The organism is Proteus alimentorum (assembly GCF_002607735.1).
Lineage (GTDB): Bacteria > Pseudomonadota > Gammaproteobacteria > Enterobacterales > Enterobacteriaceae > Proteus > Proteus alimentorum.
Genome location: NZ_NBVR01000038.1, coordinates 1 through 1529, shown reverse-complemented (window position 1 = coordinate 1529; position 1529 = coordinate 1). Strand labels below are relative to the sequence as shown.

Genomic DNA, 1529 nt, shown 5'->3' with positions numbered 1-1529 from the left:
TACATTGGTCTATCAAATAAACGACTGACACGATTACATCTTAACGCCAAAACATTTGACTATTATGATGGTAATACAGATGAATATATTAGTGTAAAGACATTAAATACCCAGACGGAATCAAGACTTAAAAATCCAAAATCAATAGAAAATATATTAAATAAATATATTTCAACTATGGATAAATATTCAGGAGAAAAAAAGGAAAAAGTTGATATTTTACCAAGTGATATTAAATCAAAAACTCTAGAATTAGGTATTCCTGCAAGAACAACCAAACAACAATGGGATGCTATTAATAATTTTATTAAAAATGCATCTTCAAAAAATATTAAGGTTAATATTACAATAGTTGAGGAGTAAATAGTGTCTATATCAAAAAAAAATAACTTAAGAGCAAGTATCTATTTTAATAATGATTATTATATTATAATAACTCTTTCAAAAAGCGGTATTTATTTGATGGATTTTAAAAAAGGTTATAAGGTTTTATCCAAAGATCCATTTGATGCAGATTTGGGTTTCTTTACAAGAAATGCATTAATCCAAAGCGAAATATTAGATGCTAATTCATCTGAATATCATGAAATGCGTAATAACGATGGATTATATTCTGAATGGATAAAAAAAATAATTAAAGAATGTGATTATAAAAATAAAACGACACTATTCAAAAACATGAACTTATGTAATGTGAATGTGACTGATGGTATTATCTCTATTATTCCTTATGATCACTTACGATTGGATCATTGGATTGGTAAAAGTATACCTAACAATGCAATTATTTCATTAAAAAGCAATTGCAGTGACGAGGTCTTAGGTGCATCAATAAAAGAAGCTTTTACACGTTGTATTAGTCGTAAAGCTTAAATGGATACTAAATAAAATCACCTTATACTAATTATATGNCAATGCAATTATTTCATTAAAAAGCAATTGCAGTGACGAGGTCTTAGGTGCATCAATAAAAGAAGCTTTTACACGTTGTATTAGTCGTAAAGCTTAAATGGATACTAAATAAAATCACCTTATACTAATTATATGTAAGGTGATTTTTTATTATATATATAATATTTTTTAATAATTTTAAATAATTAAATTAAAAATAGAATTATCTTAGCTGGTTTTATTTTTTAATAAAACTAATCATGTTAATAATTAATAAAGAATAGCAATAATTACCTGAACTTTATATTGGCGGAAAGCTAACGATTGATGCGCCTAAAGGTATATCTGAGGCTATTAAAGCCCAAAAAGAACAATCATTAGAACAAGCAGCGGTATCTTTAGCCGAAAACAAAGGCAGTATTTATAAAACTATTGAATCCCTCGGCCGTAGTGATACTGCTAAATCTATTGTTACAAGCATGGTGGTGGCAGGGGCATTGCAAGGTCTTGACCAATTTATGGGGTGGGATCAGGCAATCCAAGGAGGAACCTTACCTTCAACAGGCAAGTTATTGCTTACTGATAACGCCACATGGGATCAAGTTGCCCAGCGTGTTGCCTCGCATTCAGTTGTCAGT

General features: G+C 29.2%; 3 protein-coding genes. All 3 read left to right on the top strand.

The genetic code is table 11. The features are described from left to right. The coding region (locus B6258_RS15085) for an endonuclease toxin domain-containing protein (protein ID WP_099075941.1) at nt 1-363 on the top strand (363 nt) is incomplete at its 5' end. Nucleotides 364-366: 3 nt separating this feature from the next. Beyond that, nucleotides 367-873 (top strand): contact-dependent growth inhibition system immunity protein, encoded by a 507-nt coding sequence (locus B6258_RS15080; RefSeq protein WP_099075940.1) that lies wholly within the window; start codon nt 367-369, stop codon nt 871-873. A gap of 323 nt (nt 874-1196) precedes the next feature. After that, the coding region (locus B6258_RS18425) for a DUF637 domain-containing protein (RefSeq protein WP_338064501.1) at nt 1197-1529 on the top strand (333 nt) is incomplete at its 3' end.